The sequence below is a fragment of the Rhizobium sp. LC145 genome (assembly GCF_001005825.1).
In the GTDB taxonomy this organism is placed as follows: Bacteria; Pseudomonadota; Alphaproteobacteria; order Rhizobiales; family Rhizobiaceae; genus Neorhizobium.
The window spans coordinates 41,419-66,634 of sequence record NZ_LBHV01000016.1; the positions used below are offsets into that span (position 1 = coordinate 41,419).

20 protein-coding genes and 1 pseudogene are annotated in these 25,216 nt (G+C 64.0%); 15 read left to right on the plus strand and 6 right to left on the minus strand.

Features of this window, described 5'->3' with window-relative positions:
• The first annotated feature begins 204 nt into the window (after positions 1–204).
• Positions 205–3,117 (plus strand): isoleucine--tRNA ligase, encoded by a 2,913-nt coding sequence (ileS, locus tag YH62_RS27070; RefSeq protein ID WP_046797429.1) that lies wholly within the window; start codon positions 205–207, stop codon positions 3,115–3,117.
• A gap of 143 nt (positions 3,118–3,260) precedes the next feature.
• Positions 3,261–3,896 (plus strand): hypothetical protein, encoded by a 636-nt coding sequence (locus YH62_RS27075; protein ID WP_046797430.1) that lies wholly within the window; start codon positions 3,261–3,263, stop codon positions 3,894–3,896.
• Positions 3,897–3,909: 13 nt separating this feature from the next.
• Here the strand turns inward: YH62_RS27075 and YH62_RS27080 are convergent, their stop codons facing one another.
• Positions 3,910–4,359, minus strand: a complete 450-nt coding sequence (locus YH62_RS27080) for a nucleoside deaminase (RefSeq protein ID WP_046797431.1) — start codon at positions 4,357–4,359, stop codon at positions 3,910–3,912.
• Positions 4,360–4,544: 185 nt separating this feature from the next.
• On the opposite strand from YH62_RS27080, the pseudogene YH62_RS27085 reads away from it, so the two are divergent.
• The 3 genes and pseudogenes from YH62_RS27085 (at position 4,545) to YH62_RS27095 (ending at position 7,874) form a co-directional block, all read left to right on the plus strand.
• Positions 4,545–6,442, plus strand: a pseudogene (locus YH62_RS27085) (pseudouridine synthase).
• A complete protein-coding gene (gene rsmD, locus YH62_RS27090; protein ID WP_046797433.1) occupies positions 6,423–6,983 on the plus strand; it encodes a 16S rRNA (guanine(966)-N(2))-methyltransferase RsmD in 561 nt (186 codons plus the stop codon). The pseudogene YH62_RS27085 and the gene rsmD overlap by 20 nt, the downstream one beginning before the upstream one ends.
• A 12-nt stretch (positions 6,984–6,995) precedes the next feature.
• A complete protein-coding gene (locus tag YH62_RS27095) occupies positions 6,996–7,874 on the plus strand; it encodes a patatin-like phospholipase family protein (RefSeq protein ID WP_046797434.1) in 879 nt (292 codons plus the stop codon).
• Between the two features lie 12 nt (positions 7,875–7,886).
• Here the strand turns inward: YH62_RS27095 and YH62_RS27100 are convergent, their stop codons facing one another.
• On the minus strand, positions 7,887–8,486 hold the full coding sequence (locus YH62_RS27100) for an NAD(P)H-dependent oxidoreductase (RefSeq protein ID WP_046797435.1): 600 nt from the start codon (positions 8,484–8,486) through the stop codon (positions 7,887–7,889).
• Between the two features lie 78 nt (positions 8,487–8,564).
• Here YH62_RS27100 and YH62_RS27105 point away from each other — a divergent pair, with 78 nt between their 5' ends.
• Positions 8,565–9,194: a TetR/AcrR family transcriptional regulator gene (locus YH62_RS27105; RefSeq protein WP_046797436.1), complete on the plus strand. Its 630-nt coding sequence runs from the start codon at positions 8,565–8,567 to the stop codon at positions 9,192–9,194.
• Here YH62_RS27105 and YH62_RS27110 read toward each other — a convergent pair.
• Positions 9,191–10,999: a monovalent cation:proton antiporter-2 (CPA2) family protein gene (locus YH62_RS27110; RefSeq protein ID WP_046797437.1), complete on the minus strand. Its 1,809-nt coding sequence runs from the start codon at positions 10,997–10,999 to the stop codon at positions 9,191–9,193. The genes YH62_RS27105 and YH62_RS27110 overlap by 4 nt on opposite strands.
• A 113-nt stretch (positions 11,000–11,112) precedes the next feature.
• Here YH62_RS27110 and YH62_RS27115 point away from each other — a divergent pair, with 113 nt between their 5' ends.
• From YH62_RS27115 to lpxK, 6 genes are all read left to right on the plus strand, one after another.
• Positions 11,113–12,459: a TldD/PmbA family protein gene (locus YH62_RS27115; RefSeq protein WP_046797457.1), complete on the plus strand. Its 1,347-nt coding sequence runs from the start codon at positions 11,113–11,115 to the stop codon at positions 12,457–12,459.
• Positions 12,456–13,253 (plus strand): 3'(2'),5'-bisphosphate nucleotidase CysQ, encoded by a 798-nt coding sequence (locus YH62_RS27120; RefSeq protein WP_170986385.1) that lies wholly within the window; start codon positions 12,456–12,458, stop codon positions 13,251–13,253. The genes YH62_RS27115 and YH62_RS27120 overlap by 4 nt, the downstream gene beginning before the upstream one ends.
• Before the next feature lie 115 nt (positions 13,254–13,368).
• Positions 13,369–13,611 carry a DUF4170 domain-containing protein gene (locus tag YH62_RS27125; protein ID WP_046797439.1) on the plus strand — a complete coding sequence of 81 codons (243 nt, stop codon included), beginning with the start codon at positions 13,369–13,371 and terminating at the stop codon, positions 13,609–13,611.
• Between the two features lie 168 nt (positions 13,612–13,779).
• Positions 13,780–15,099 carry a lipid IV(A) 3-deoxy-D-manno-octulosonic acid transferase gene (waaA, locus tag YH62_RS27130; RefSeq protein ID WP_046797458.1) on the plus strand — a complete coding sequence of 440 codons (1,320 nt, stop codon included), beginning with the start codon at positions 13,780–13,782 and terminating at the stop codon, positions 15,097–15,099.
• Positions 15,096–15,824 carry an HAD family hydrolase gene (locus YH62_RS27135; protein WP_046797440.1) on the plus strand — a complete coding sequence of 243 codons (729 nt, stop codon included), beginning with the start codon at positions 15,096–15,098 and terminating at the stop codon, positions 15,822–15,824. Before waaA ends, YH62_RS27135 begins: the two co-directional genes overlap by 4 nt.
• Before the next feature lie 77 nt (positions 15,825–15,901).
• On the plus strand, positions 15,902–16,936 hold the full coding sequence (gene lpxK, locus YH62_RS27140) for a tetraacyldisaccharide 4'-kinase (RefSeq protein ID WP_046797441.1): 1,035 nt from the start codon (positions 15,902–15,904) through the stop codon (positions 16,934–16,936).
• Here lpxK and YH62_RS27145 read toward each other — a convergent pair.
• On the minus strand, positions 16,933–17,166 hold the full coding sequence (locus YH62_RS27145) for a DUF2093 domain-containing protein (RefSeq protein WP_046797442.1): 234 nt from the start codon (positions 17,164–17,166) through the stop codon (positions 16,933–16,935). The genes lpxK and YH62_RS27145 overlap by 4 nt on opposite strands.
• Before the next feature lie 66 nt (positions 17,167–17,232).
• Positions 17,233–19,080, minus strand: coding sequence for a DNA mismatch repair endonuclease MutL (mutL, locus tag YH62_RS27150; RefSeq protein WP_046797443.1), 1,848 nt, complete (start codon positions 19,078–19,080; stop codon positions 17,233–17,235).
• Between the two features lie 339 nt (positions 19,081–19,419).
• Here mutL and YH62_RS27155 point away from each other — a divergent pair, with 339 nt between their 5' ends.
• From YH62_RS27155 to YH62_RS27165, 3 genes are all read left to right on the plus strand, one after another.
• On the plus strand, positions 19,420–21,084 hold the full coding sequence (locus tag YH62_RS27155; RefSeq protein ID WP_046797444.1) for a response regulator: 1,665 nt from the start codon (positions 19,420–19,422) through the stop codon (positions 21,082–21,084).
• A gap of 120 nt (positions 21,085–21,204) precedes the next feature.
• Complete coding sequence (locus YH62_RS27160; protein WP_046797445.1) at positions 21,205–22,560, plus strand: EAL domain-containing protein; 1,356 nt, start codon at positions 21,205–21,207, stop codon at positions 22,558–22,560.
• Positions 22,561–22,687: 127 nt separating this feature from the next.
• Positions 22,688–24,733: an NADH:flavin oxidoreductase gene (locus YH62_RS27165; protein WP_046797446.1), complete on the plus strand. Its 2,046-nt coding sequence runs from the start codon at positions 22,688–22,690 to the stop codon at positions 24,731–24,733.
• A 73-nt stretch (positions 24,734–24,806) separates the two neighbouring features.
• Here the strand turns inward: YH62_RS27165 and YH62_RS27170 are convergent.
• A partial coding sequence (locus YH62_RS27170; RefSeq protein ID WP_046797447.1) for a PRC-barrel domain-containing protein occupies positions 24,807–25,216 on the minus strand: 410 nt, incomplete at its 5' end.

Consider the following 25,216-nt stretch of genomic DNA (forward strand, 5'->3'; position numbering starts at 1 on the left):
CCTTTCCGGCGCAAAAACCCTTAAAGACGCGCCTCATGAGAATATTCCGGCTGGCCCAGATCATACGAATTATCGGCCCGGCCTTCTCAGCGGCTTGAGAGCGAGCGGCGGGAAGGTCCGGGTTCTCGGCGTTTGTGAAACGCCTTCCGCCACCGAACTTCCATCAGGTAAGCGCCCGTCGCGGCGCCAGAGAAGATTGCCCTCATGACCGAGACAGCCGAAAAACTCGACTATTCGAAGACCCTCTATCTGCCCGAGACCGAATTTCCGATGCGCGCCGGCCTGCCGCAGAAGGAGCCGGAACTGGTCGCCCGCTGGCAGCAGATGGACCTCTACAAAAAGCTGCGCACGTCCGCCGCCGGACGCGAGAAGTTCGTGCTTCACGACGGCCCGCCCTATGCCAACGGCAACATCCATATCGGCCACGCGCTGAACAAGATCCTGAAGGACGTCATCACACGCTCGTTCCAGATGCGCGGCTATGACTCCAATTACGTGCCCGGCTGGGATTGCCACGGCCTTCCGATCGAATGGAAGATCGAGGAGGAAAACTACCGCGCCAAGGGTAAGGCGAAGCCGGATCTGACCGAACCTGCGGCGATGATCGAGTTCCGTCGCGAATGCCGCGCCTATGCGGAAAAGTGGATCAAGGTCCAGACCGAGGAGTTCAAGCGCCTCGGCATCGTCGGCGATTTCGAGAACCCCTATCTGACGATGAACTTCCATGCGGAAGCGCGCATCGCCGGCGAGCTGTTGAAGATCGCCAATAGCGGTCAGCTCTATCGCGGCTCGAAGCCGATCATGTGGTCGGTCGTCGAGCGTACCGCGCTGGCGGAAGCCGAAGTCGAGTATCACGACTACGAAAGCGACACGATCTGGGTGAAGTTCCCGGTGGCAGTCGGGCCGCAGGCACTTGCTGGCGCCCATGTCGTCATCTGGACGACCACGCCCTGGACCATCCCCGGCAACCGTGCGATCGCCTATTCGCCGAAGGTCGCCTACGGCCTTTACGAAATCACGGCGGCTGAAAACGACTTCGGTCCCCGTCCGGGCGAGAAGCTGATCTTCGCGGATAACCTGGCGGAGGAAAGCTTTGCCAAGGCCAAGCTCCAGTACAAGCGCCTGCGCGACGTTTCGGCTGACGAGATGGCGGCCATCACCTGCGCCCATCCGCTGAAAGGCCTCGGCGGCGGTTATGAATTTGCCGTGCCGCTGCTTGCCGGCGAGCATGTGACCGACGATGCCGGCACCGGCTTCGTGCACACCGCGCCGAGCCATGGCCGCGAGGACTTCGAGACCTGGATGGATCACATCCGCGAGCTGGAAGCCAAGGGCATCGAGACGAAGATCCCGTTCCCGGTCGATGACGGCGGCTTCTACACCGCCGATGCTCCCGGCCTCGAGGGCGGCCGGGTGATGGACGACAACGGCAAGAAGGGCAATGCCAACGATCTCGTCATCAAGGCGCTGATCGAGCATGACGCGCTCTTCGCCCGCGGCCGTCTGAAGCATCAATATCCGCATTCCTGGCGATCGAAGAAGCCGATCATCTTCCGCAACACGCCGCAATGGTTCGTCTATATGGACAAGGACCTTGCCGACGGAACGACGCTGCGCACCCGCGCCCTCAAAGCGATCGATGACACGCGTTTTGTGCCCGCCGCCGGCCAGAACCGCCTGCGCGCCATGATCGAGAGCCGACCGGATTGGGTGCTTTCGCGCCAGCGCGCCTGGGGCGTGCCGATCTGCGTCTTCGTGGACGAGCACGGCGAGGTTTTGGCTGACGATGCCGTCAACAAGCGCATCCTCGAAGCCTTCGAGAAGGAAGGCGCGGATGCCTGGTTCGCGGCCGGCGCCAAGGAGCGCTTCCTGGGCAACGAGCATGATCCGGTCAGATGGACACAAGTCATGGACATCCTCGATGTCTGGTTCGACTCGGGCTCCACGCACACCTTCACGCTGGAGGATCGCCCCGATCTGAAATGGCCGGCGGACGTCTATCTGGAGGGCTCGGACCAGCACCGCGGCTGGTTCCATTCCTCGCTGCTCGAATCCGCCGCCACCCGCGGCCGCGCGCCCTATGACACGGTCGTCACCCATGGCTTCACCATGGATGAGAAGGGCGAGAAGATGTCGAAGTCCAAGGGCAATGTCGTGGCGCCCCAAGACGTGATGAAGGATGCCGGCGCCGATATCCTGCGGCTCTGGGTCATGACCACCGACTATTGGGAGGACCAGCGCCTCGGCAAGGCGATCATCCAGACCAATGTCGATGCCTACCGCAAGCTCCGCAACACCATCCGCTGGATGCTCGGAACGCTCGCCCATGATGAGGGCGAGGAGATCGCCTATGACGATCTGCCCGAGCTGGAAAAGCTGATGCTGCACCGGCTATCCGAGCTGGATAAGCTGGTTCGCGAAGGCTACGACACGTTCGACTTCAAGCGCATCGCCCGGTCGCTCATCGATTTCTCGAACGTCGAGCTCTCGGCCTTCTATTTCGATATCCGCAAGGATGCGCTCTATTGCGATGCGCCGTCTTCGCTCCGCCGTCGGGCGGCGCTCGCCGTGATCCGTAAGATCTTCGATTGCACGGTGATCTGGCTTGCGCCCATGCTGCCGTTCACCACCGAGGAAGCCTGGCTCTCGCGCAATCCTTCCGCGGTTTCGGTGCACCTGGAACAGTTCCCGGCCGTGCCGGCGGAATGGCAGAACGAGGCAATTGCCGAGAAATGGGCAAATGTCCGCCGCGTCCGCTCGGTCGTCACCGGTGCACTGGAAATCGAGCGCAAGGACAAGCGGATCGGCTCCTCGCTGGAGGCCGCGCCCGTCGTGCATATCGCCGATCCGGAACTGCTGGCAGCGCTGAAGGGGCAGGACTTCGCGGAGATCTGCATCACCTCCGGCATTTCCGTATTGGCTGGCGAAGGCCCGGCCGATGCCTTCCGTTTGCGCGAGGTGCCGGGCGTGGCCGTCGAGCCGAAGCTGGCGGAGGGCGTGAAATGCGCCCGCTCCTGGCGGGTGACGAAGGATGTCGGCGTCGACCCCGAATATCCGGATGTTTCCGCGCGCGATGCGGCGGCGCTGCGGGAGCTCGCCGCTCTCGGGCGTCTCTGATCGATTGCAAAGTGCCGGATCATTGCGCTTCGGCGCGTGATCCGGTAAATCTGCCCGAAATTGGCCGGATTTTTCCGGCAGTCGGGCTATTGGAGTAATCTCGCAGGCGTCATGGACGGGTGCCTGTTGGTGGAAGGGTTTTCATGAAGACGACACATGCGTTTCGTGCCGGCATGGGCGTGGCTGGCATTCTTGCCGCGACGTTGACCCTTTCGGGTTGCATGGGCAGCCCCACCTATGGAACGGACAAGACGGCCATGGAGCAATTGGCCGACGACCTGGGTTCGGCGGTCTCCGTGGGCGGTAACGACGACAAGCGCCGCAGCGTGAAGTACAATCCGCGCCCCTCGCTGGTGGTCGCCACCAAGGAACAGCAGAACCAGACCTTGCCGTCGCCGCAGCAGTCGCTCGCCGGCCGCGAGAACAATCCCAACTGGGTCGAATCGCCGGAGGAGACGCGCGAGCGCCTGCGCCAGGAAGCGACCGAGAACGAGAACAATCCCCGTTACCGCTCGCCGCTGCTCGCCGGCAGGGGGCAGGCCGGGCAGATGACGGAATCGCAAAAGTGGGAAGCCTTCCGGCAGGCGAGGCAGAATGCCGAGACGGTGAACCTCAGCGCCCCGCGCCGCAGCCTCAGCGATCCGCCGACGGAATACCGTGCCGCCGATGCGGCCAACCTTCAGGACGTGGGCGAGCCTGAGCTGCAGAAGGAGCGCCGCCGCAAGAAGGAGGCCGAGGAAACGGCCAAGACCTCGAGCTGGTGGAAGCCTTTCCAGTAATCCGCGCGGCTTTTCAGCGTTTCGCCTTGAAGAAGCCGGTCAGGAGGCCGGCTGCTTCCGTTTCGCCCAGACCTGAATAGACCTCCGGCACGTGGTGGCAGGTGGGTTGGGCATAGAACCGCACCCCGTTGTCGACCGCGCCGCCCTTCGGGTCTTCGGCGCCGTAATAGAGACGGCGGATGCGGGCGAACGAGATTGCCGCCGCGCACATGGTGCAGGGCTCCAATGTCACGTAGAGGTCGGCGCCGGCAAGCCGCTCCTGCCCGAGTGTTTCGCAGGCATGCCGGATCGCCACCATTTCCGCATGGGCGGTAATGTCGTTTTCGGCGCGGGTGCGGTTTCCGGCGCGGGCGACGACCTTGCCGTCGAGCACGATGACCGCGCCGACCGGCACCTCGCCGCGCTCCGCGGCAAGCCGCGCCTCGGCCAGAGCCTCGTCCATGAACCCGTTCGTTTTGCCCATTCGGCAATTTCCTCTTAACCCGGATGACGCGAACTGGTAGGAAGCAATCCAATTCGAGCCGGTCGCAGGCATGCATCCAGTGGGTTCCAGCCCGATGGATGAAGCAGGCCCCGCCCGTTAAATCAACACGAACATGAATGTCCGGAAATGATTCCGTCCGACATCTCGCTTCAGGCAAACAACAAATGACGTTCAAAGACAAGCCGAAGCGCGGCGCAGGCAAGCCCTTCGATCGCGAAAGCAAACCCCGCTCGGGAGCGAAACCCGGTGCCGCCGGAAAGAAGCGGCCCGATTTCAAGGCCGCCAAGACCGCGCCCGAGAAGACCGCGCCCGAAAAGCCCGCCCGCAGGCCGGCGGTCGTCGCATCCGCTGCCGTGGAGGAAGGGAAGCCCGAGCGGATTTCCAAGATTCTCGCCCGGGCCGGCATCGCTTCCCGCCGCGATGTCGAGCGGATGATCATGGAAGGCCGCGTGAAGCTCAACGGCAAGCTGCTCGAGACGCCGGTCGTCAATGTCACGCTCGAAGACAAGATCGAGGTGGACGATCAGCCGATCCGGGGCATCGAGCGCACGCGGCTCTGGCTCTATCACAAGCCGGCCGGCCTCGTGACCACCAATTCCGATCCGGAAGGCCGTCCCACGGTCTTCGACAATCTGCCGGAAGACCTGCCGCGCGTACTGTCGATCGGCCGGCTCGACATCAACACCGAAGGCCTGCTCCTGCTCACCAATGACGGCGGGCTGTCGCGGGTGCTCGAATTGCCGACCACCGGCTGGCTGCGGCGCTATCGCGTCCGCGCCCATGGTGAGGTCGACCAGGAGGCGCTGGACAAGCTGAAGGAAGGCATCGCCGTCGAAGGCGTTCTCTACGGATCGATCGAGGCGACGCTCGACCGCCAGCAGGGCCGCAATGTCTGGATGACCATGGGGCTTCGCGAAGGCAAGAACCGCGAGATCAAGAACGTCCTGGGCGCGCTCGGGCTGGAAGTGAACCGCCTGATCCGCATCTCCTACGGCCCCTTCCAGCTCGGTGACTTGCCGGAAGGCGAGGTCCTGGAGGTGCGCGGACGCACGCTGCGCGAACAGCTCGGTCCCCGCCTGATCGAAGAGGCCAAGGCTAATTTCGAGGCGCCGATCTACAATCAGAAGGGTCCGGAGGACGAAAAGCCGGCCCGCGAGACCCGGCCGGAGAGGGCCGAAAGGCCGGAACGCTCCGAGCGCCCGCGTGGTGAGCGCCCCCGCGGTGAGGGATCGGCAGATCGGCGCGAAAAGGCTTTGGGCCGCCTGGATACCAAGCGCGGGGATCGCAAATTCGCCGACAAGCCGCGCGGCAAGGGCGGCGCCAGGGGTAATGACCGCGACTTCGGCGACGACCGCCCGAAGAAGCGCCCGCCGATGGGAACGAGCCGCACCACCAATGTGTGGATGGCGCCGGGCGCGCGCCCGACTGCCGACGGCAAGGCTCAGAAAACCTCCGCCCGCGCCGAGGCAGAACGGCTGTTTGACAAGCCGAAGCCCCAAAGCGAACGTCGCGTGGTGGTCAACCGCGCCGAGGACGACAGCGATTGGATTCGCGCGGAAGCACCGGTGCGCCGTCCGCGCGAGGAGGAAGGCCGCGATTTCGACCGCAAGCGTTCCTTCGGTGACCGCCCGGATCGCGGTGACCGCCCGCCGCGTGGCGAGCGCTCCTTCGGCGACAAGCCCCGTTTTGATCGCAAGCCTCGTGAAGAGGGTGACCGCACGCGCGGTGAGAAATCCTTCCGAAGCGAGGGTCGCTCCGAGCGCCCGCGCGGCGAAAAGCCGTTCGGTGATAAGCCGCGTGGAGACAAGCCTTTCGGGGATAGACCTTTTGGGGACAAGCCGCGCGGCAAGCCCGCCGGCGGCAAGAGCTCCGGAGACAAGCCTTCGGGCGGACGTGGCAAGCCGAGCGGGGGTAAGTCGTTCGGGGGCAAGCCCGGCGGGGGCAAATCCTTCGGCGGAAAGCCGGGCGGCAGGCCTTCCGGTGGAGCGCGCCCCGGTGGCAGAACAGGCGGCAAACCCAAGGGACCGAGGGGGTAGCGGAAAGTGCGGATCGTCGGCGGTGAGTTTCGTGGCCGGGCTCTGGCTACTCCCAAATCCAACGCCATCCGGCCAACCATCGACCGGACGCGCGAAAGCCTTTTTAATATCATCAGCCATGTCTATCCGGAGGCGCTGGAAGGCACGCGGGCGCTCGACCTCTTCGCGGGCACCGGCGCGGTCGGCCTGGAAGCGCTGTCGCGCGGCTGTCGGCTTGCGCTCTTCGTCGAAAACGGCGTCGAGGGCAGGGGACTTCTGTGGGAGAACATCGACAGCTTCGGCCTGCATGGCCGCACCCGCATCCTGAGGCGGGATGCAACCAAGCTCGGGCCGATCGGCACGATGGAGCCCTTCCATTTCCTCTTCGCCGATCCGCCCTATGGTCAGGGATTGGGTGAAGGCGCTCTGCTTGCGGCCCATGCGGGCGGCTGGCTGGTGCCGGGCGCGCTTGTAATCCTGGAGGAGCGCGCCGATGCGGAGCTTTCGGTCGATCCGGTGTTCAAGCCGCTGGAAAGCCGCATCTTCGGCGATACCCGCGTCGAATTCTACCGCTACCAGCCGGGCTGACGGAGCTTCGGGATGACGACAAGGCTTGCTCTTCCCGATCTCGAAAAAGATACGCGCCATGGCGGACTGACCTTCGCCGTGGCACTCGGCGGCGGCGGAGCGCGAGGCATCTCGCATATCCAGGTCATCGAGGCGCTGGACGAACTCGGCATCCGCCCGGTCGCGATTTCCGGCTCTTCCATCGGTGCGATCATGGGCGCGGGCATGGCGGCCGGCATGACCGGACGGGATATCCGCGATTACACGCTGCAGACGGTGGGGGAGCGCGGCATGCTCCTCAACCGGCTCTGGAGCCTCGGTCCGGCCTCCATGCGCGACAAACTCGGCGGCTTCCGCTTCGGCCAGTTCAACCTCGAACTCATCCTGGATGCCTTTCTGCCGCCGCAAGTGCCGAGGGATTTCCGCGATCTCGTGATCCCGATGAAGATATCTGCCACCGATTATTACGGGCAGGCGGAAGTGGTGCTGGAGCAGGGCGATCTGCGCACGGCGATCTCGGCCTCGGCGGCCATTCCGGGGCTGTTCATGCCGGTCAGGGTCAATGGCCGCATCATGATCGATGGCGGCGTCTTCAATCCGGTTCCCTACGAGCACCTGATGGAACTCGCCGATGTGGTGATCGCCGTCGATGTCGTCGGCGCGCCGGAAGGCGACGGCACGCATCCTCCGAACCGCATAGACAGCCTCTTCGGCGCAAGCCAGCTCACCATGCAGGCAAGCATCGCGCTGAAGCTGAAGCTGCGCCCGCCGCAGATATTCCTTCGCCCCGCCGTGAACCGCTTCCGCGTCCTCGATTTCTTCAGGGCGCGGGAAATTCTCGATGAATCGGAAGATGTGAAGGACGAGCTGAAGCGCGCCGTCGACGCGCTTCACACGATGGCGGACGGGTAGCCCAGGTCCGCATCATGCGGCTGCGGACTGCCGGGATGTGCTGAAGAGCTTGCCGCCTATGGCGCGGGCGGTTTCCAGATTGAAGTCAGGCTCGCCGACGAGCAGTTCGGAGGTGAGGACGGGCGCACCGCAATAGCCGAATATGCCGTGATCGATCTGTGTTCTCATCGCCCCGAAATAGCCATGGCGGGCATAGGTCCGCATGTCGGCGCCGCCGATCGCCACGAGATGAACGGGAAGATGGCTGAGCTTCCTCACCGTCGGCAGGTCCGGACCTTCGTCATAGGCCCAGCCATTGGAGAACACGCGGTCGATCCATCCCTTCAGCAGTCCCGGCATGGACCACCAGTATACGGGATAGACGAGTACCAGCGCATCGGCGCGATCGATCCTCGCCTGTTCGGCGAGAACATCGGTCGCCTGCTGTGCCTGTCTTAAGTGTACGGCATGATCGTTGGCGGTGAATCTCGGATCGAAGCCTTCGCCGGCAAGATCGGCGATCTCCACCGTATGCGCAGGGTCGGAGGCGAGAACACCATTGGCGATGTGGGTGGCGACGTTGTGGGTGAGCGATTTGGGGTCGGGATGGGCGACGACGACGAGAGCGTGCATTTCAAGGCTCCGGTAAGTGGTTGCGGTTAACGGGATAACGTTATATACTTTTAGTAAGTTACTTTTGGTATATAGCCGATGTCAAGCATGGAAATGAAACCCGCCACCCATCCGCGCCAGCGCCTGTCGCGCGAGGCCAGACGCCGCCAATTGATCGAAACCGCCTGGCGGATCATCCGGGAGGAGGGGACGGAGGCGTTGACGCTGGGACGACTGGCGGAACAGGCGGGGGTCGCAAAGCCGGTCGTCTACGATCACTTCGATACGCGGCCCCGGCTTCTGGTGGAGCTCTACAAGGAGTTCGACCGGCGTCAGACGGCGATCATCGACGAGGCGCTTCGAGCGAGCAAGCCGACGCTTGCCGACCGCGCGGGGGTGATCGCTTCGTCCTATGTGGAATGCGTGCTTGAACAGGGGCGCGAGATACCGGGCATCGTTGCGGCCCTGGCGAGCTCTCCGGAGCTCGAAAGGATCAAGCGCGAATACCAATTGGTTTTCATGGAAAAGTGCCGCGCCCAGCTTGCGCCGTTCGCCAGGAACGGGCTCGTTTCCTCCGCAGGGCTGTGGGCGATGCTCGGCGCGGCCGATGCTCTCTCCAATGCTGCGGCAACCGGAGAAATCACCGCCGAGCAGGCGAAGGAGGAGCTTTCCGGAACGATCGTCGCGATGGTCGAGCGCAGCGGCCCGGCGCAGGAAGGCGTGGGTTAGACGCTCGCCGCCGGCTCCGGCTCGGCTTCGGGTTCGTCGAGGGCGACCGTGCGCTTCGGCTTGATGAGCGGCTCGGGGCGTACGGGCCTGTTCAGCAGCATTTCCTGCCCGGCGCCGAGCCCCTGGACCGCCTGGATCTGCAGCCGCTCCTCGTCGCGCCGGCGAATATCCTCACCGATTTCATAGGCTTCGTTCTCGCTCATGCCGAGCCCTTCCAGCGTGCGGCGGCCGAAAAGGAGACCCGATTCCAGCGTCTCGCGCAGTTCGTATTCGACATTGCGGTCGCGTAGCGAAAGCGAGTGAATGCGGTCGTAGGAGCGGATGAAGAGCCGGACATCGGGGAATTCCGAGCGGATGAGATCGACGATTTGGTCGGTGGTCTCCCGTTTTTGGGTGCAGACCGCCACGATCTTCGCCCGTTCGATGCCGGAGGCGATCAGGACATCCCGTCGCGTCCCGTCACCGAAATAGATGCGGAAGCCGAAACTCGCCGCCTGACGGATGCGGTCGGCCGAATCGTCGATGACGGTCACCTCGCTGCCGCCGGCAAGCAGAATCTGCGCGGCGATCTGGCCGAAACGCGAGAAGCCGATCATCAGCACGTCGGCGCCTGCGCCGTCGAAATCCTCTTCCAGCTCCTCGCGGTTCTCGCCAGAGAGAAGGCGTCGGGAAAGTGCAGCCCCGAGCGGCGTCAGCGCCATGGAAAGCGTGACGCTGGCGATCAGCAGGGAGGCGGTTGCGGAGGAGAACAGGCCGGCGGCGGTCGCCGTGGTGAACAGCACGAAGCCGAATTCGCCGCCCTGCGGCAGCAGGAAGGCGATGCGGATGGCATCGTTGTGCGGCGAGCCCCACAGTCGGCTGAGCGCATAGACGACGGCCGCCTTGACGATCATGAATGCCGGGACGGCCGGCAGAATGAAGAAGAGGTTGTCGAGAATGACCTCAAGTTCCAGCGAAAGGCCGACCGCCATGAAGAAGAGCGCCAGCAAAAGGCCGCGGAACGGCTCGATATCCGCCTCCAGCTCGTGCCGGTAGGAGGATTCGGCCAGCATCACGCCGGAAAGGAACGCGCCCATCGCCATGGAAAGCCCGACCGCCTGCATGGCCGCGGCCGATCCGAGCACCACGAGCAGGGCCGCGGCGATCATGACCTCGCGCGCGCCGGTGCGGGCGATGATCTGGAACATCGGCGTCAGTATGTAGCGGCCGGCGAAGACCATGGCGCCGACGGCCGCCACGGCGATCGTGAAATCCTTGAGCGGCGAGGCAGCCGCTCCCTCCGAACCGGGGGTGAGGATGGTGATCAGCGCCAGCAGCGGCACGATGGCGAGGTCCTGGAAAAGCAGCACGGAAAAGGCGCGCTGCCCGTAGCGGCTGTTCATCTCCCCATCGTCGTTGAGGATCTGCAGCGCAAACGCTGTGGAGGAAAGCGCCAGGCCGAAGCCGATGATGAGGCTGCCGCGCCAATCCGCAAGGTTTAAGAAATAGCCGAGAGCGCTGAGCGCAACCCCGGTGATCACGACCTGCGCCGGTCCGAGCCCGAAGACGTCGCCGCGCATCTGCCAGAGCCGCGAGGGCTTCAGTTCCAGCCCGATGATGAAGAGCAGGAAGACGACGCCGAACTCGGCGAAATGCAGCACTTCCTCGGCTTCCGTGATCTGCTGCATGATCGGCCCGATGATGACGCCGGTGGCGAGATAGCCAAGCACGGTGCCGAGCCCCAGCTTTCGGAAAATCGGCGCGGCCACAACCGCTCCCGCAAGCAGGAGGAGCATTTGCGAAAACAGAGAGCCGGGCGCGGTCATGCGGGGTTACTTTCGAGATCGTGGGATGGCGTGCGGCTCCGAGAGAATCGGAACGCCGCCCTTGATGCTTCTTGTAGTGCACAATAAATGGAGCGTGAATGAAAGGCACAATCATGACCTCCGAAATCGATTCCGCCTCCCTGCTTTCCCGCGCCGGTGAACTCATAGATCTTGCCAGGGCCGCCGGCGCCGATCAGGCGGATGCGGTCGTGGTGCGCTCGCGCTCGCGCTCGGTCTCCGTGCGGCTCGGCAAGGTGGAGGGCACGGAAGCATCCGAGAGCGACGACTTCGCGCTGAGGGTCTTCGTCGGCGGGAAGGTTGCGAGCGTTTCCGCCAATCCCGGTTTCGACATGAAGACGCTGGCCGAGCGCGCGGTGGCCATGGCCAGAGTTTCGCCGGAAGACCCATTCGCCTGCCTGGCGGACGAGAAGGACCTGGCCCGCACCTATCCCGATCTCGACCTTTTCGACGGCACGGAGGTTCCGACCGATGCCCTGCGGCAGGCCGCGCTCGAGGCCGAACAGGCGGCGCGCGACGTGCCGGGGGTGACGAATTCTTCCGGCGCCGGCGCTTCCGCCGGCATGGGTGGCATGGTCCTCGTCACCTCGCACGGTTTTTCCGGCAGCTACATGGCGACCCGTTTCAGCCGTTCCGTCAGCGTCATTGCCGGCGAGGGCACGAAGATGGAGCGGGATTACGATTTCGATAGCCGCCTTTATGCGGCGGAGTTGGACGATCCGAAGGAGATCGGCCGCCGCGCCGGCGATCGCGCCGTCAAGCGGCTCAACCCGCGCCAGGTGAACACCGGTAGCAATGTCACCGTCGTCTTCGATCCTCGCGTCGCCCGTGGGTTGGTCGGCCATATCGCCGGGGCTATCAATGGCGCCGCCGTCGCCCGCAAGACGAGCTTCCTGCGCGACAGGATGGGCCAGCAGATATTGAAGGCGGGGCTCAATATCACCGATGACCCGCTGGTCGTGCGCGGCGCGTCCTCCCGGCCTTTCGATGGTGAAGGCGTTTCGGGCAAGCGCATGGCGATGATCGAGGACGGCGTCCTCAAGCACTGGTTCCTTTCCACCTCGACCGGCCGCGAACTTGGGCTGCCCACCAACGGGCGCGGGGTGCGCGGCGGCAGCAGCGTTACGCCTGCCTCCACCAATCTGGCGCTGGAGCCCGGCGATATCGGCCCGGAAGACCTGATCCGCTCGGTCGGGACGGGCTTCTACGTGACCGAACTGATCGGCCAGGGCGTCAACATGATCACCGGCGAATACAGCCGCGGCGCCACCGGTTTCTGGATCGAGAACGGCGAGCTCGCCTATCCGGTATCGGGGGTCACCATCGCCTCCAATCTCAAGGACATGTTCATGCGCATCACGCCGGCCGATGATATCGACCGGAAGTTCGGCGTCGCCTCTCCGACGCTTGCGATCGAGGGCATGACGCTGGCTGGCCGCTGATGGACGTTGTGAAAGAGAACTGGCAGGACGATCTCGAGCTGATCTGCGATGCGGCCCGGCAGGCGGGCGAGATTGCGTTCGGTTTTTTCGGCCAGTCTCCGGAAGTCTGGTGGAAGAACGAAGGCCGCTCGCCGGTCAGCGCCGCCGATTTCGCCGCCAACGACCGCCTCCAGAGCGTGCTTCTGAAGGCTCGGCCGAACTACGGCTGGCTTTCGGAAGAGACCGATGACGATGCCGCCAGGCTTTCCTGCGAAACGCTGTTCGTGATCGACCCGATCGACGGAACCCGCGCCTTCATCAACGGCGAGAAGACCTGGTGCGTTTCCGTGGCTGTCGTCCACAAGGGCCGGCCGGTGGCGGGCGTCCTGGTCGCTCCGGCGCTGGAGGAGGAGTTTTCAGCCCTCAAGAACGGGCCGGCGCTGAAGAACGGCGAACCCATCGCCGTTTCCGAGCCGAGGAGCGGGGAACCGCTTTCGATCGCCGCCGCCGAAGAGATGGTGAAGAAGCTGGAAGGGGACGTTCGCCAGCAGATTCACCGTATCCGCCACGTGCCCTCGCTTGCCTATCGCCTGGCCATGGTGGCGGAAGGCCGGATCGACGGTACGATCGTGCGCCGCAACTCTCATGACTGGGACCTCGTCGCAGCCGACCTGATCCTGGAGAGAGCGGGCGGCCGCCTGGTCGATCTCGACGGCCGGCCGCTCGTCTATAATCGTGAGGGCGTCACCCACGGCATGCTTTGCGCCGGCGCCGAACATGCGCTCGACCGCCTGATGCGGCATCTCGTGCCGTGAACGGCTCCGGAAGTCGTCATTGCGGCGCCGTGCTCACGCGTTCTTTTGGTTGACCTTTCCGGAGGAATGCCGCAGAGGAGGGCTCGGGGGGACTGTTAATGGACGGTAACGGAAAATGACGGAAACGAGCGAGAAAAAGCAACTTCTGCATCTGGTTTTCGGTGGCGAGCTGGAGAGCCTCGAAGGCGTTCAGTTCAAGGATCTGTCCGGTCTCGATATCGTCGGGATCTACCCGGATTACGCCAGCGCCCTTGTGGCATGGCGCGCCAAGGCGCAACAGACCGTCGACAACGCGCACATGCGTTACTTCATCGTTCACATGCATCGCCTGCTCGATCCGGAAACGAAATCGGCCTGACGAAAGATCTGTTCCGAACAAGTTTGTCTAAGCGGTGGATAAACCTCCAGCCGGTGCCGGAGACCCTTTTTTGACGCATTTGTAAAAGAGAAGAAACTCGTTTAGGACTATTTAATCAGAGGGTTTATCACATTGGGCGGCGGCGGCCGAATACTGGAGGCGGGCGCGGTGAGCAGGGGTTTGGCGCGTGTCGCTCTAGCCGGATACCGGATTGCCGGTATCGCTGCCTATCCGTTTGCCGGACCCTATCTCACCTATCGCGCCCTCAAGGGCAAGGAAGACCGCTCCCGCAAGCTGGAGCGTCTTGGCTATGCCAGCCTGCCGCGTCCGCGCGGGCCCCTCGCCTGGGTGCATGCGGCAAGCGTCGGCGAGACGATGGCGGTCATTCCGCTGATCCGCGAACTGCGTCGGCGCGAGATCCACGTCCTCCTGACCACCGGAACGGTTACCTCGACGGGACTCGTGAATTCCCGGCTTTCCGGCGAGGTCATCCACCAGTATGTGCCGCTCGACCTGAAGTTTCCGGTCACACGCTTCCTGCGCTATTGGCAGCCGGATATCTGCATCACGGCTGAATCGGAAATCTGGCCGATGACGATGGACGAGTTGGCGCGGCGTCACATTCCCCAGATTCGCGTCAATGCCCGCATGTCTGACCGATCCTTCGAGCGTTGGCGCAATAACGGAAAGATCGCCGAGACGCTGTTCGAGAAGATGGCACTGGTGGTTGCCCAATCCGATCTCGATGCCGAGCACTATCGCGATCTCGGCGCATGGCCGGTGATCGTTTCCGGAAACCTGAAGAGCGATACCGATCCGCCGCCCTGCGACGAAGCGCTTCTGGAGCGCTACCGGGGAGAAATCGGCAGCCGCAGGACCTGGGCCGCGATCTCCACCTTCGAGGGAGAGGAAAAGGCGGCCGCCACGATCCACCGGGCGCTGAAATCGAAGAACGGCCAGCTCACCATCATCGTGCCCCGGCATCCGGAGCGTTGCGACGAGATCGAGACCATGCTGCAGGCGCAGGGGCTCTGGGTCGCCCGCCGGTCCCGCAACGACAAGATTACGGAAGAGACCGACGTATTCCTCGGCGATACGATCGGTGAAATGGGTCTCTACCTGCGCCTGACCGAGGTCGCCTTCGTCGGCAAATCGTTGACCGGGGAGGGCGGGCAGAACCCGCTGGAGCCCGCCATGCTCGGCTGCGCCGTGCTTTCCGGCAGCCATGTCCAGAATTTCCGCGATGCTTACCAGCATCTGATCCGCAAGGGCGGCGCCCGCATGGTGCGCGATGTCGAGATGCTGGCCAAGGCAGTGCACTATCTTCTCTCCAACGATCTCGCCCGTCGCAAGATGGTCGATGCCGGGCAGGAGGCGATGGAGGAGATGCGCGGCGCCCTTTCCGCCACCGTCAAGGCGCTGGAGCCCTATATCAACCCGCTGACGGTGACGGCGCGCCTGCAGCCGAGAAGTGCAGCCGCTCAATGAAGCCGGTAGACCTGTCCGGGATTGCGGGCATCCTCTTCGACAAGGACGGCACCTTGCTTCGCTACGACGAAAGCTGGGGACCGGTGAACCGCGAGGCGGCCCGCATTGCCGCGGCCGGAAACGCGGAAATCGAGCCGCAGCTTCTCTTCCTCGCCGGCATGGACCCGGTTTCGGGCCATACCAGGGCCGACAGCCTGCTTGCCGCGGGCAATGCCGCCGAGATCGCCGCCGGTTTTGTGGCCGCCGGCTCTCCGCTTGATGTCGGGGAGCTGACGCGCGAGCTCGACGCGCTCTTTCTGCGGGCTGCGGAATTCTCCGTGCCGGTGACCGACCTTGCCGGTTTTTTCGCCCGGTTGAAGGCGCGCGGCCTGAAGCTCGGCGTCGCCTCCAGCGATAACGAGCGCTCGATCCTGGAGACGGCCCGCCGCTTCGGCTTCGCCGAGCATGTGGATTTCGTCGCGGGCTATGATAGCGGGTTCGGCGTCAAGCCGGAGCCCGGCATGCTGCTCGGTTTCTGCGCCGCGACGGGGCTCGATCCGTCAAAGGTGGCCATGGTCGGCGACAACAATCATGACATGCACATGGGCGAAAAGGCCGGCGCGGGCGTGAGGGTGGCGGTGCTCACCGGCACCGGATCGCGCGAGACGCTCGAGGCCGCGGCCGACCTCTGCCTGGAGGACATCACCGTTCTCGAAACGCTGTTGCCGGAACGGCCCTTCGCCTGACCGGTTGCGGCGGACTTGCCTTTCGGGCAAAAAGCCGTCTTGGCACCGCTTCATTCCGGTGCTGTCGGAGAGTTTGTATGGTTTCGGAAGCGCCGCCATTCTGGTGGAACAAAGCCGATTGGCGTGCCTGGGGGCTCTCTCCCTTCTCCTATCTCTATGGGGTTATCGCCGGTCGCCGCATGGCGAAGGCGAGCCGCGCCGGCGTGATGGTGCCCGTCATCTGTGTCGGCAATTTCACTGTCGGCGGCGCCGGCAAGACCCCGACGGCGATCGCGCTTGCCCGCGCAGCGGTGGAAAAGGGGTTGAAGCCCGGTTTCCTCACCCGCGGTTATGGCGGCTCGCTCGACGGGACGACCATTGTGGAGGCCGGGCATCATCGCGCCGAAGAGGTGGGAGACGAGGCCCTGTTGCTGGCCCGCGAGGCGTTGACCGTCATTTCCCGCCGGCGGGTGGAAGGGGCGCACAAGCTCGTGGCCGAAGGCGTCGATCTCATCATCATGGACGATGGTTTCCAGAGCGCCAGGCTCGTGCTCGATTTCGCGCTGGTGGTCATCGATACGGTTCGCGGCGTCGGCAACGGGCATCTTGTTCCGGGCGGGCCGGTGCGCGCGCCGATCCCCGAGCAGATGCGCCAGCTTTCCGCCCTGCTGAAGGTCGGCTCGGGAAATGCGGCGGATGCGTTGGTGCGTCAGGCTTCCCGCGCCGGCAAGCCTATCTATGTAGCTTCGTTGAAGCCGCGAGGCGACAATGCGCTCGAAGGGCGCCCGGTTCTCGCCTTCGCGGGTATTGCCGATCCCGAGAAATTCTATCGCACGGTGGAGTCGCTCGGCGGCCAAATCGCGGCGCGCCGTTCCTTTCCGGATCACCACTATTTCAGCGAGGACGAGATCAGCGACCTCATCGCCGATGCGGAGAAGGAAAACCTTCTTCTGGTGACGACGGCCAAGGATGCGGTGCGGCTTGCCGGCCATCATGGGCCGGCGGAGGAGCTGGCGAAAAGAGCGCATGTGGTCGAAGTCGAGATGACCTTCGACGATCCGCAGGCGCCCGGCAAGATCATCGATGCGGCGATCGCCAATTGCCGCGAACGGCGGTTGAGGGAAAAGCTTTAGTTGCGGCTCTGGTTCGGCAAGGCGCCGGCGCGCTTTTCGGCCTCGAAGGAGGCAGCCGCGTCGACATAGGCTTCCTGCCGGGCGACGCTCCAGTAGCGCAGTTCGTCCAGAGGAATATGATTGCCCGTCATGGCGCATACGACATAGGAGCCGGCCGTCAGAATCTGGTAGTCGCCGTCGAGATACCGGATTCTTGCTTCGCGGTGTCCGCTTCCCTCGAAACGGTTCATCTGTCGTCTCCTGCGGAAAAACATGGGGATCGTCTACCCCGATATACTTCCGATTGAAAGAGGTTTTCAGCTTCTGCCGAACAGGCGCTCGATATCGGCGAGCTTGAGTTCGATATAGGTCGGGCGGCCGTGATTGCAGGTGCCGGAGCCGGGCGTCGCTTCCATTTCGCGCAACAGCGCATTCATCTCCTCCGGCTTCAACCGCCGGCCAGAACGCACCGAGCCATGGCAAGCCATGGTGGCTGCGACATGTTCGAGCTTGCTTTTCAGCCCGCCCGCCGTGTTCCATTCCGCGATCTCGTCGGCAAGGTCGCGGACGAGGGAAGCCGCATCCACCTCGCCGAGCATGGCCGGCGTTTCGCGCACGGCGACCGCGCCGGGGCCGAAGCGCTCGATCGAAAGCCCGAAGCGGTCGAGTTCGGCCGCATGCGCCATCAGCCGGTCGCAATCCTCTTCCGGCAGATCGATGATTTCCGGGATCAGCAGCACCTGGCTCGCCAGCCGCTTGGCGTCGAGCGCCTTGCGCATCGCCTCGAAAACCAGTCGCTCGTGAGCGGCATGCTGATCGACGATCACCAGCCCGTCCTCGGTCTGGGCGACGATATAGTTTTCGTGGATCTGCGCCCGTGGAGCACCCAGCCGGTAGCGTGCTGCATCGGGCGCTGCGGCTGCCTGAGCGACGCTTTGCTCGGGCGGAATATCGGCGCGTGCGGTGGGCATTGTCAGGATATCGAAATTCGCCTGCGCCCGTTCCTCGAACCGCGTGGCCGGGTGAAATTCCGGCTGTCCCCAATCCTGCGGCTGGTAGCCATCGGGCCGGTAGGGCGATGCGGCAGGCGTCCAGGGCGCTCTCGGCGCGGGGGCCTGCGGCGAAAAACCGGGGCGGAAGGCGCGCATCATGCCGGCCGTGCCGGTCGTGGCGGCCCGGTCTCCTTCCCGCGCCATGGCCTCGCGGATCGCCCCGACAATCAGCCCGCGCACGAGCCCCGGATCGCGGAAGCGCACGTCGGCCTTGGCCGGATGCACGTTGACGTCCACCAGCGCCGGATCGAGGGTGAGCGACAGCACCGCGATGGGATAGCGCCCGGAGGGAATGCTTTCCGCATAAGCTCCGCGAATGGCGGAAAGGATCAGCTTGTCCTGCACCGGACGGCCGTTGACGAAGGCATATTGATGCGCCGAATTGCCCCGGTTGAAGGTCGGCACGCCGGCAAATCCGGTAAGCGCCACGTCTTCCCGCATCGCATCGATCTCGACCGCATTGTCCTTGAACTCGGCGCCCAGAACCTGCGCCATGCGGGCGAGATGGTCGTCTCCGGTCGAGGGGAATTCCAGCGTGGAACGGTCGGAGCCCGAAAGCACGAAGCGGACTTTCGGGAAGGCGATCGCCATACGCTTCACCACTTCGGTGATGGCGCCCGCCTCCGCCTTTTCCGTTTTCAGGAATTTCAGCCGGGCCGGGGTGGCGAAGAAAATGTCGCGCACCTCCACCACCGTGCCGGGATTTGCCGGCGCGGGCCTCACGCCGGTCGTCTTGCCGCCGACGACCGAAACCTGCGCGCCTTCCGCATCTCCCGCCCGGCGGCTGGTGATCGAGAGCTTGGCGACCGAGCCGATCGAAGGCAGCGCCTCGCCACGGAAGCCGAGGGTCCTGATATCGTCGAGAGTTTCCGAAATCTTCGAGGTGCAATGCCGTCTGATGGCAAGGTCGAGGTCGGCGGCATCCATGCCGGAACCGTTGTCGGTAATGCGCATGAGGCTCTTGCCTCCTGCGGCGGTGGCGATCTCGATCCGCGTCGCGCCGGCATCGATGGCGTTTTCGACCAGCTCCTTGGCGGCGCTGGCCGGCCGTTCGATGACCTCTCCGGCGGCGATCTGGTTGATGAGGGTTTCTGGCAGTTGTTTTACGGACATGCCGCATTTTCCCGGATTCGGCGGAGGATGGGAAGGGCCGCTCCTTCATTCCTCTCGTGGCTCCCCATTAATCCCGCCTTAAGATAAAGCCTCTAATTAGTTCAGGGATTGAAATATCGAAGAAATTTGGGAGAACCCTCCACTCTCCTTTCATGACCGATGTGGCGGCCGGCTGGACGCCGCCACGAACGGATCGGTCAGCCGGTTGCCACCAGGCCGGTCCCCAGCATGTCCCACACGACCCCGAAGGTAGCGAATGAAATGCCGAGAGGTATCGATCGGCAGGTGAACAGCCGTGTCCTGAATAGGGTTCGAAATAGCATACGGGGAGTCCGTCCGATGGATGATTTGGCGTCCGGCGACGCGAACATTCAGACTGCGATGCTGGAGGCGATCTCCGAGGCGATCTCGGGCGCCGTGCTTGTCTACGACAGGAACGATCTGATCGTTTTCGCCAGCCAGCAACTTCTCGGACTTCTGCCCGTTTCCAGAAAATTCCTCGCTCCCGGCACGCGGCTGCGCGATTTTCTCGGCGCAGTTTATGATGGCGGAGGACGCTTATCGAGCGACGGTCATGGCTCCCGCCGGATGATGAGCCGGGAGGATTGGATCGCCAAGCAGATCGCCACCCTCTGGAAGGAGCGTGCCGAGGCCGTGGAGCAGCGGGGCACCGATCGCTGGGTGAGCTATAGCAGGCGCCGGCTTCCCTCCGGCTACGGCATCTGCGTCGTCAGGGACGTTTCCGAACATAAGAAGCGCGAGGAACAGTGGCGGGCCGATCTCGACCGCGTGCAGATTACCGAGGAAATCCTCGATAATCTCCCCTTTCCCCTCTGCGTGCAGGACCACACTTTCCACTACGTCGCCGTCAACAAGGCGATCTGCCGCTCCTTCGATCGTCCGGCGGATGCCATTCTCGGCAGAACGATCCAGGAAATCCATCCCGACGCATTCGCCGAGCGCCTGGACGGCGTGAACCGGCAGGTTCTCGAAACCGGCAATCCCTCCACGATGCTTGAAGGCGTCATCCATGCGGACGGGACGGAATCGGTCATCGTCGTTCGCAAGTTCCGCATCGGAAAACCCGGCCGCTACCATGTCGTCAGCGTGCTGGAGGATGTGACCGCCCTCGACAATCTCGATCCGCAGACGCAAGGCGTCACCTCGTGGCCGGACGGAGTGGGGCCGATCTCCTCCGGCATAGGCGGGGTTGAACGGCAGGATGGAAACGCCGCAGACATCGTGCTCGAAGGGGCGGACGGTCGCCGCGTTCTCGTCGTTACCTCCGCCAGCACCACGGAAGCCGCGGCGCTCGAGACGCTTGCGGGCCTTGGCCTAGATACTTCTTCCGTGACGAGCCCCGAAGAGCTCGACCTGTTCCTTCGCATGGCGCATGAGGCGGCGATCGACATAGACCTCGTCATTGCCGATGCCGAGATGGATGTCCGTTGCCTGGGGCTTGCGGATCAGTACGGCATACCGGTTCTGGTGCTCGACGGCCGCTCTGCGGCGGATGATCTGGCCGCCTCGGTGCTGCGAAAGCTGCGGGATGAAACCGCCGCGGACGATATCGATTGGCAGGTCTGCGCCATGCCGGTGGTCTACGAGGGGATCGACGTCCTCGTCGCAGAGGACAACGAGGTCAACCAGATCGTCTTCTCGCAAATCCTCGAGGGCTTGGGCTATCGCTACGTCCTTGCCGCCGATGGCGAGGCCGCGGTCCGCCTCTGGCAGGAGCACAGGCCCCGCGTCGTGCTCATGGACATTACTCTGCCAAAGCGTAACGGTTTCGAGGCGGCGCGGGAAATCCGCGCGCTTGAAGGCGGTCTTCCGGCAACGCCGATCATCGGCGTTCTCCCCCAGGCTTTCGATCGGGATCGCGAGGCCTGCCTTGCTGCCGGCATGGACGGCGTGATCCTGAAGCCGATCAGCCCCGAGGCGCTGGAGGCGGTTTTCCAGACGCATCTGAACGGCGAGATGCGAAAGCTTCAAACCCACTTGTAGGTGCGGCGACTGTCGGCGATTTGCGGTCTGGTTACGAATGCGCGAATCCGTCAGGGCTATGAATTTTTTAATCTTTCTCTCGCATCCTTGCCCGAATTAGGGAGCATGGCGGAATTGGGTATGAAGTCGGCGAGCAATCCATTGCCGCAGGTCAGTCAGAATGAGCTGCAGGCGATGGCCTACAGCGACCCGCTGACGGGCCTCGGCAACCGGTACCGCCTGCGCGACAAGGTGCGCCTGCTTGCGGCCGAACGGGCCGACGACCCCGCGCCTTTCACCATCTGCATCGCCAATCTCGACGGGTTCAAGCCGATCAACGATCTCTTCGGGGCCGAGGCCGGCGACGAGATCCTCTGCCAGGTCGCCCACCGCCTGAAGGCCTGCATGCCGGACGGCGCCACCGTGACCCGCCACGACGGCGACGAATTCGCCTTCGTCCTGCCGCTCGTCTTCGAGCGCACGGGTGCCGAGCGCATAGGCCAGATGATGAAGGATGTCCTCTCCGCTCCCTACGATCTCGGTGATCGCAACGTCCGGCTCTCCGCCTCCTTCGGCTTCTCCATCTATCCTTTCGCGGGCGCGGATTTCGAGGAACTGCTGAAAAGCGCCGAAACCGCGCTCTATCGCTCCAAGCGCCGCGGCCGGGGCCAGATCACCGTCTATTCCCGCGAGATCGCGCAGGAGATGAAGCGTGCGACGCAACTCGAACAGGCGCTCCGCACGGCGGTTATCGCCGATGCCGTCGAGGCGCATTTCCAGCCGATCGTGCGCCTTCGCGATGGCGGAGTGGTGGGATTCGAGGCGCTGGCCCGCTGGATTGATCCCGATCTCGGCTTCGTCTCGCCCGGCGTCTTCGTGCCGCTTGCCGAGGAACGCGGCTTCATCGACGCGCTTTCCGAAACCTTGCTGCGCAAGGCCGCCGAGGCCGCGCTGTCCTGGCCGCGTGAACTCTTCCTGTCCTTCAATCTCTCCTCCGCCCAACTCATGGATACGGGAACGACGGAAGCGATCCTCGCCACGCTCGGCCGGGTCGGCCTCGATCCCGCGCGATTGGAGCTGGAGATCACCGAGACGGCCGTGATGACGTCTGCCGATACCGCGCATCGGATCATCACCGATCTGCGCAGGGCGGGCGTGCGCATCGCCCTCGACGATTTCGGAACGGGCCAGTCGAGCCTCGGGCGGCTCAGGGATTTCACCTTCGACAAGGTCAAGATCGACCGCGCCTTCGTCTCTCGCATCACCACCGACCGAGCTTCCGAGCATATCGTCAAGGCGATCGTCGCCATGTGCGAGGGGCTTGATCTGGAAGTGGTGGCCGAGGGCATCGAACAGAAGGGCGATGCGGAAAAGCTCAAGGCGCTCGGCTGCGGCATGGGGCAGGGCTACTATTACGGTAAGCCGGCCGAGGGCGCCGCCACGCTGCGCTATCTCCACGATCACTACCGCGACGTGGTCTTCGGCGAGCGTGTCTGACGCAAGACGGCTATCCTTTTTCGGGGAAAGCGCCGCTTGCTGGACATTAAGCGGCGCTGGTGACCGTCGCCATCTTGCGGCGAGTTGGCGATGATGCTGGAATGTCCACCTTTCGGCGTTCGAAGCGATGTCCTTGTCCAACGATCCCCTGCTGCAGCCCTTCCGCCTGAAACACCTGACTCTCAGAAACCGGCTGATGTCGACCGCGCATGAGCCGGCCTATTCCGAAGACGGCATGCCCACCGACCGCTATCGCCTCTACCATGTGGAGAAAGCCAAGGGCGGCATCGCGCTCACCATGACGGCTGGATCGGCCGTGGTCTCCGCCGACAGCCCGCCCGCTTTCGGCAACCTGCATGCCTATCGCGACGAGATCGTTCCTTGGCTGAAGCGGCTTGCCGACGACTGTCATGAGCATGGCGCGGCCGTGATGATCCAGCTCACCCATCTCGGCCGGCGCACCGGCTGGAACAAGGGCGACTGGCTGCCCGTGCTGGCGCCTTCGCCGATCCGCGAACCCGCCCACCGCGCCTTTCCCAAGGAGATCGAAGACTGGGATGTCGAGCGGATCGTCTCCGACTATGCCGATGCGGCGGCCCGCATGCAGGCGGCGGGCCTGGATGGCATCGAGTTCGAGGCTTACGGCCATCTGATGGATCAGTTCTGGTCTCCCGCCACCAACCACCGCGATGACGAGTTCGGCGGATCGCTCGACAACCGAATGCGTTTCTCGACGATGGTGATCGAGGCGGTGCGCAAGGCGGTCGGCCCGGATTTCATCGTCGGTATCCGCATGGCGGCCGACGAGGATTGGGAAAAGGGCTTCTCGCGCGAGGAGGGCGTGGAAATCGCCCGGCGGCTGGCAGGCTCCGGCGGGATCGATTTCCTCAACGTCATCCGCGGCCATATCGATCATGACGCGGCGCTCGCCGATGTCATTCCCATCCAGGGCATGCGCTCGGCGCCGCATCTGGATTTCGCGGGTGAGGTTCGCGAAACGACGAAGTTCCCGGTATTCCATGCCGCACGCATCGCCGATATTGCGACCGCCCGTCATGCGATCGCCACCGGCAGGCTCGACATGGTGGGCATGACGCGCGCCCATATGGCCGATCCGCATATCGCGCGAAAGGTGGCGGCGGGCGAGGAAGCCCGCATCCGTCCCTGCGTCGGAGCGACCTACTGCCTCGACCGCATCTACGAGGGCGGAGAAGCTCTCTGCATCCACAATGCCGCGACCGGCCGCGAGACGGAGCTCTCGCATGAGATCGGCAAGGCCGGGCACTGTCGCAGCGCGGTGGTGGTCGGTGCCGGCCCGGCCGGGTTGGAAGCGGCGCGCGTTCTGGCCGAGCGGGGCCATCGCGTCATCGTGCTGGAGGCGACGGGAGAGGCCGGCGGGCAAATCAATCTGCTTGTCCGCAATCCGCGCCGTAAGGAGATGATCGGCATCGTCGACTGGCGGCTTGCCGAGCTGGAGCGGCTCGGCGTGGAGTTGCGTTACGGCGTCTATGCCGAAGCTGACGACGTGCTTTCGCTCGGGCCGGACCTCGTGGTGGTGGCGACCGGCGGCATCGCGCAGGCGCCGGAACTGGAGGCGGGCGAGGACCTGGTGACCTCGAGCTGGGATATCCTGGCCGGAACGGCGAAACCCGCAGGCCCTGTGCTGCTCTTCGACGACAATGGCGGCCATCCCGGCATGAGCGCTGCGGAAGTGATCGCCGAAACGGGGGCGGAACTCGAACTCGTGTCCCCTGAGCGCTTCTTCGCGCCGGAAATGGGCGGCATGAACCATGTGCCCTATGCGAAGCTCTTTGCTGAAAAAGACGTGCGGGTGACGATCAACACCCGTCTCAAATCCGTCCGGCGCGAGGGAAATGCGCTGGTGGCCGTGCTCGGATCGGATTTTTCGAGGGATGCCGTGGCGGAACGGCGGGTGGCGCAGGTGGTGGTCGAGCACGGCACGATGGCCAATGCCGATCTTTATCTTGCTCTAAAGCCGCTTTCGAGAAATCTGGGTGCGGTGGATTATCAGGCGTTGATCACGCGCAAGCCTCCGCTCCCCGTCAAGCAGCCCGACGCAGGCTTCGATCTGGTCCGTATCGGGGATGCTGTCGCCAGCCGCAACATTCACGCGGCCATCTACGACGCCCTGCGTTTCTGTTCGCTTCTGTAGGAGAAAGGGCGGCGCCGTGGCGCCGCCCTTGTTGGTGACCGGATCATCCGGAAAGCCTGTTCCGTTCCGAATATCAGTTCTTCGGTGCCGGGGTCGTGGTGCCGCCGGTGGTCGAGGACGTAGTGGTCGCGTCCTGGGCCGCGCGCTGGTCTTCCAGCGTCATGAATTCCGGCGCTGCCTGCAGGGCTTCCGCGGTTTCGCTGGTCGTCAGGCGTACCTGATTGTTCTCGGCGTCGCGTGACATGGTGATCTTGTCCATCGGAACGGCGACATCTTTTTCGCCTATCCCAAGGAAGCCGCCGACGCCGACCACGGCAGCGACCACGCCGCCATCTTCTTCGATGATCAGGTCATTCACGTCACCGATGCTTTCGTTGTTCGGGTTGTAGACCGCCTTGCCGATATAGTCATTGGCGCTGATCTGGGTATCGGACTGTTCCGTCAGATAGCCGCCCGAAGCTGCCGCAGCGTCACCTGATGGGA

What these genes read in the sequence shown, in the direction of transcription:
- YH62_RS27105 (WP_046797436.1), top strand. Translation starts at nt 8,565, where the DNA reads ATGTCAAGCATGGAAATGAAACCCGCCACCCATCCGCGCCAGCGCCTG.
- YH62_RS27100 (WP_046797435.1), bottom strand. Translation starts at nt 8,486, where the DNA reads ATGCACGCTCTCGTCGTCGTCGCCCATCCCGACCCCAAATCGCTCACC.
- YH62_RS27110 (WP_046797437.1), bottom strand. Translation starts at nt 10,999, where the DNA reads ATGACCGCGCCCGGCTCTCTGTTTTCGCAAATGCTCCTCCTGCTTGCG.
- YH62_RS27115 (WP_046797457.1), top strand. Translation starts at nt 11,113, where the DNA reads ATGACCTCCGAAATCGATTCCGCCTCCCTGCTTTCCCGCGCCGGTGAA.
- lpxK (WP_046797441.1), top strand. Translation starts at nt 15,902, where the DNA reads ATGGTTTCGGAAGCGCCGCCATTCTGGTGGAACAAAGCCGATTGGCGT.
- YH62_RS27135 (WP_046797440.1), top strand. Translation starts at nt 15,096, where the DNA reads ATGAAGCCGGTAGACCTGTCCGGGATTGCGGGCATCCTCTTCGACAAG.
- YH62_RS27145 (WP_046797442.1), bottom strand. Translation starts at nt 17,166, where the DNA reads ATGAACCGTTTCGAGGGAAGCGGACACCGCGAAGCAAGAATCCGGTAT.
- YH62_RS27165 (WP_046797446.1), top strand. Translation starts at nt 22,688, where the DNA reads ATGTCCTTGTCCAACGATCCCCTGCTGCAGCCCTTCCGCCTGAAACAC.
- YH62_RS27080 (WP_046797431.1), bottom strand. Translation starts at nt 4,359, where the DNA reads ATGGGCAAAACGAACGGGTTCATGGACGAGGCTCTGGCCGAGGCGCGG.
- YH62_RS27095 (WP_046797434.1), top strand. Translation starts at nt 6,996, where the DNA reads ATGACGACAAGGCTTGCTCTTCCCGATCTCGAAAAAGATACGCGCCAT.
- YH62_RS27160 (WP_046797445.1), top strand. Translation starts at nt 21,205, where the DNA reads ATGAAGTCGGCGAGCAATCCATTGCCGCAGGTCAGTCAGAATGAGCTG.
- YH62_RS27075 (WP_046797430.1), top strand. Translation starts at nt 3,261, where the DNA reads ATGAAGACGACACATGCGTTTCGTGCCGGCATGGGCGTGGCTGGCATT.
- YH62_RS27155 (WP_046797444.1), top strand. Translation starts at nt 19,420, where the DNA reads ATGGATGATTTGGCGTCCGGCGACGCGAACATTCAGACTGCGATGCTG.
- YH62_RS27125 (WP_046797439.1), top strand. Translation starts at nt 13,369, where the DNA reads ATGACGGAAACGAGCGAGAAAAAGCAACTTCTGCATCTGGTTTTCGGT.
- mutL (WP_046797443.1), bottom strand. Translation starts at nt 19,080, where the DNA reads ATGTCCGTAAAACAACTGCCAGAAACCCTCATCAACCAGATCGCCGCC.
- ileS (WP_046797429.1), top strand. Translation starts at nt 205, where the DNA reads ATGACCGAGACAGCCGAAAAACTCGACTATTCGAAGACCCTCTATCTG.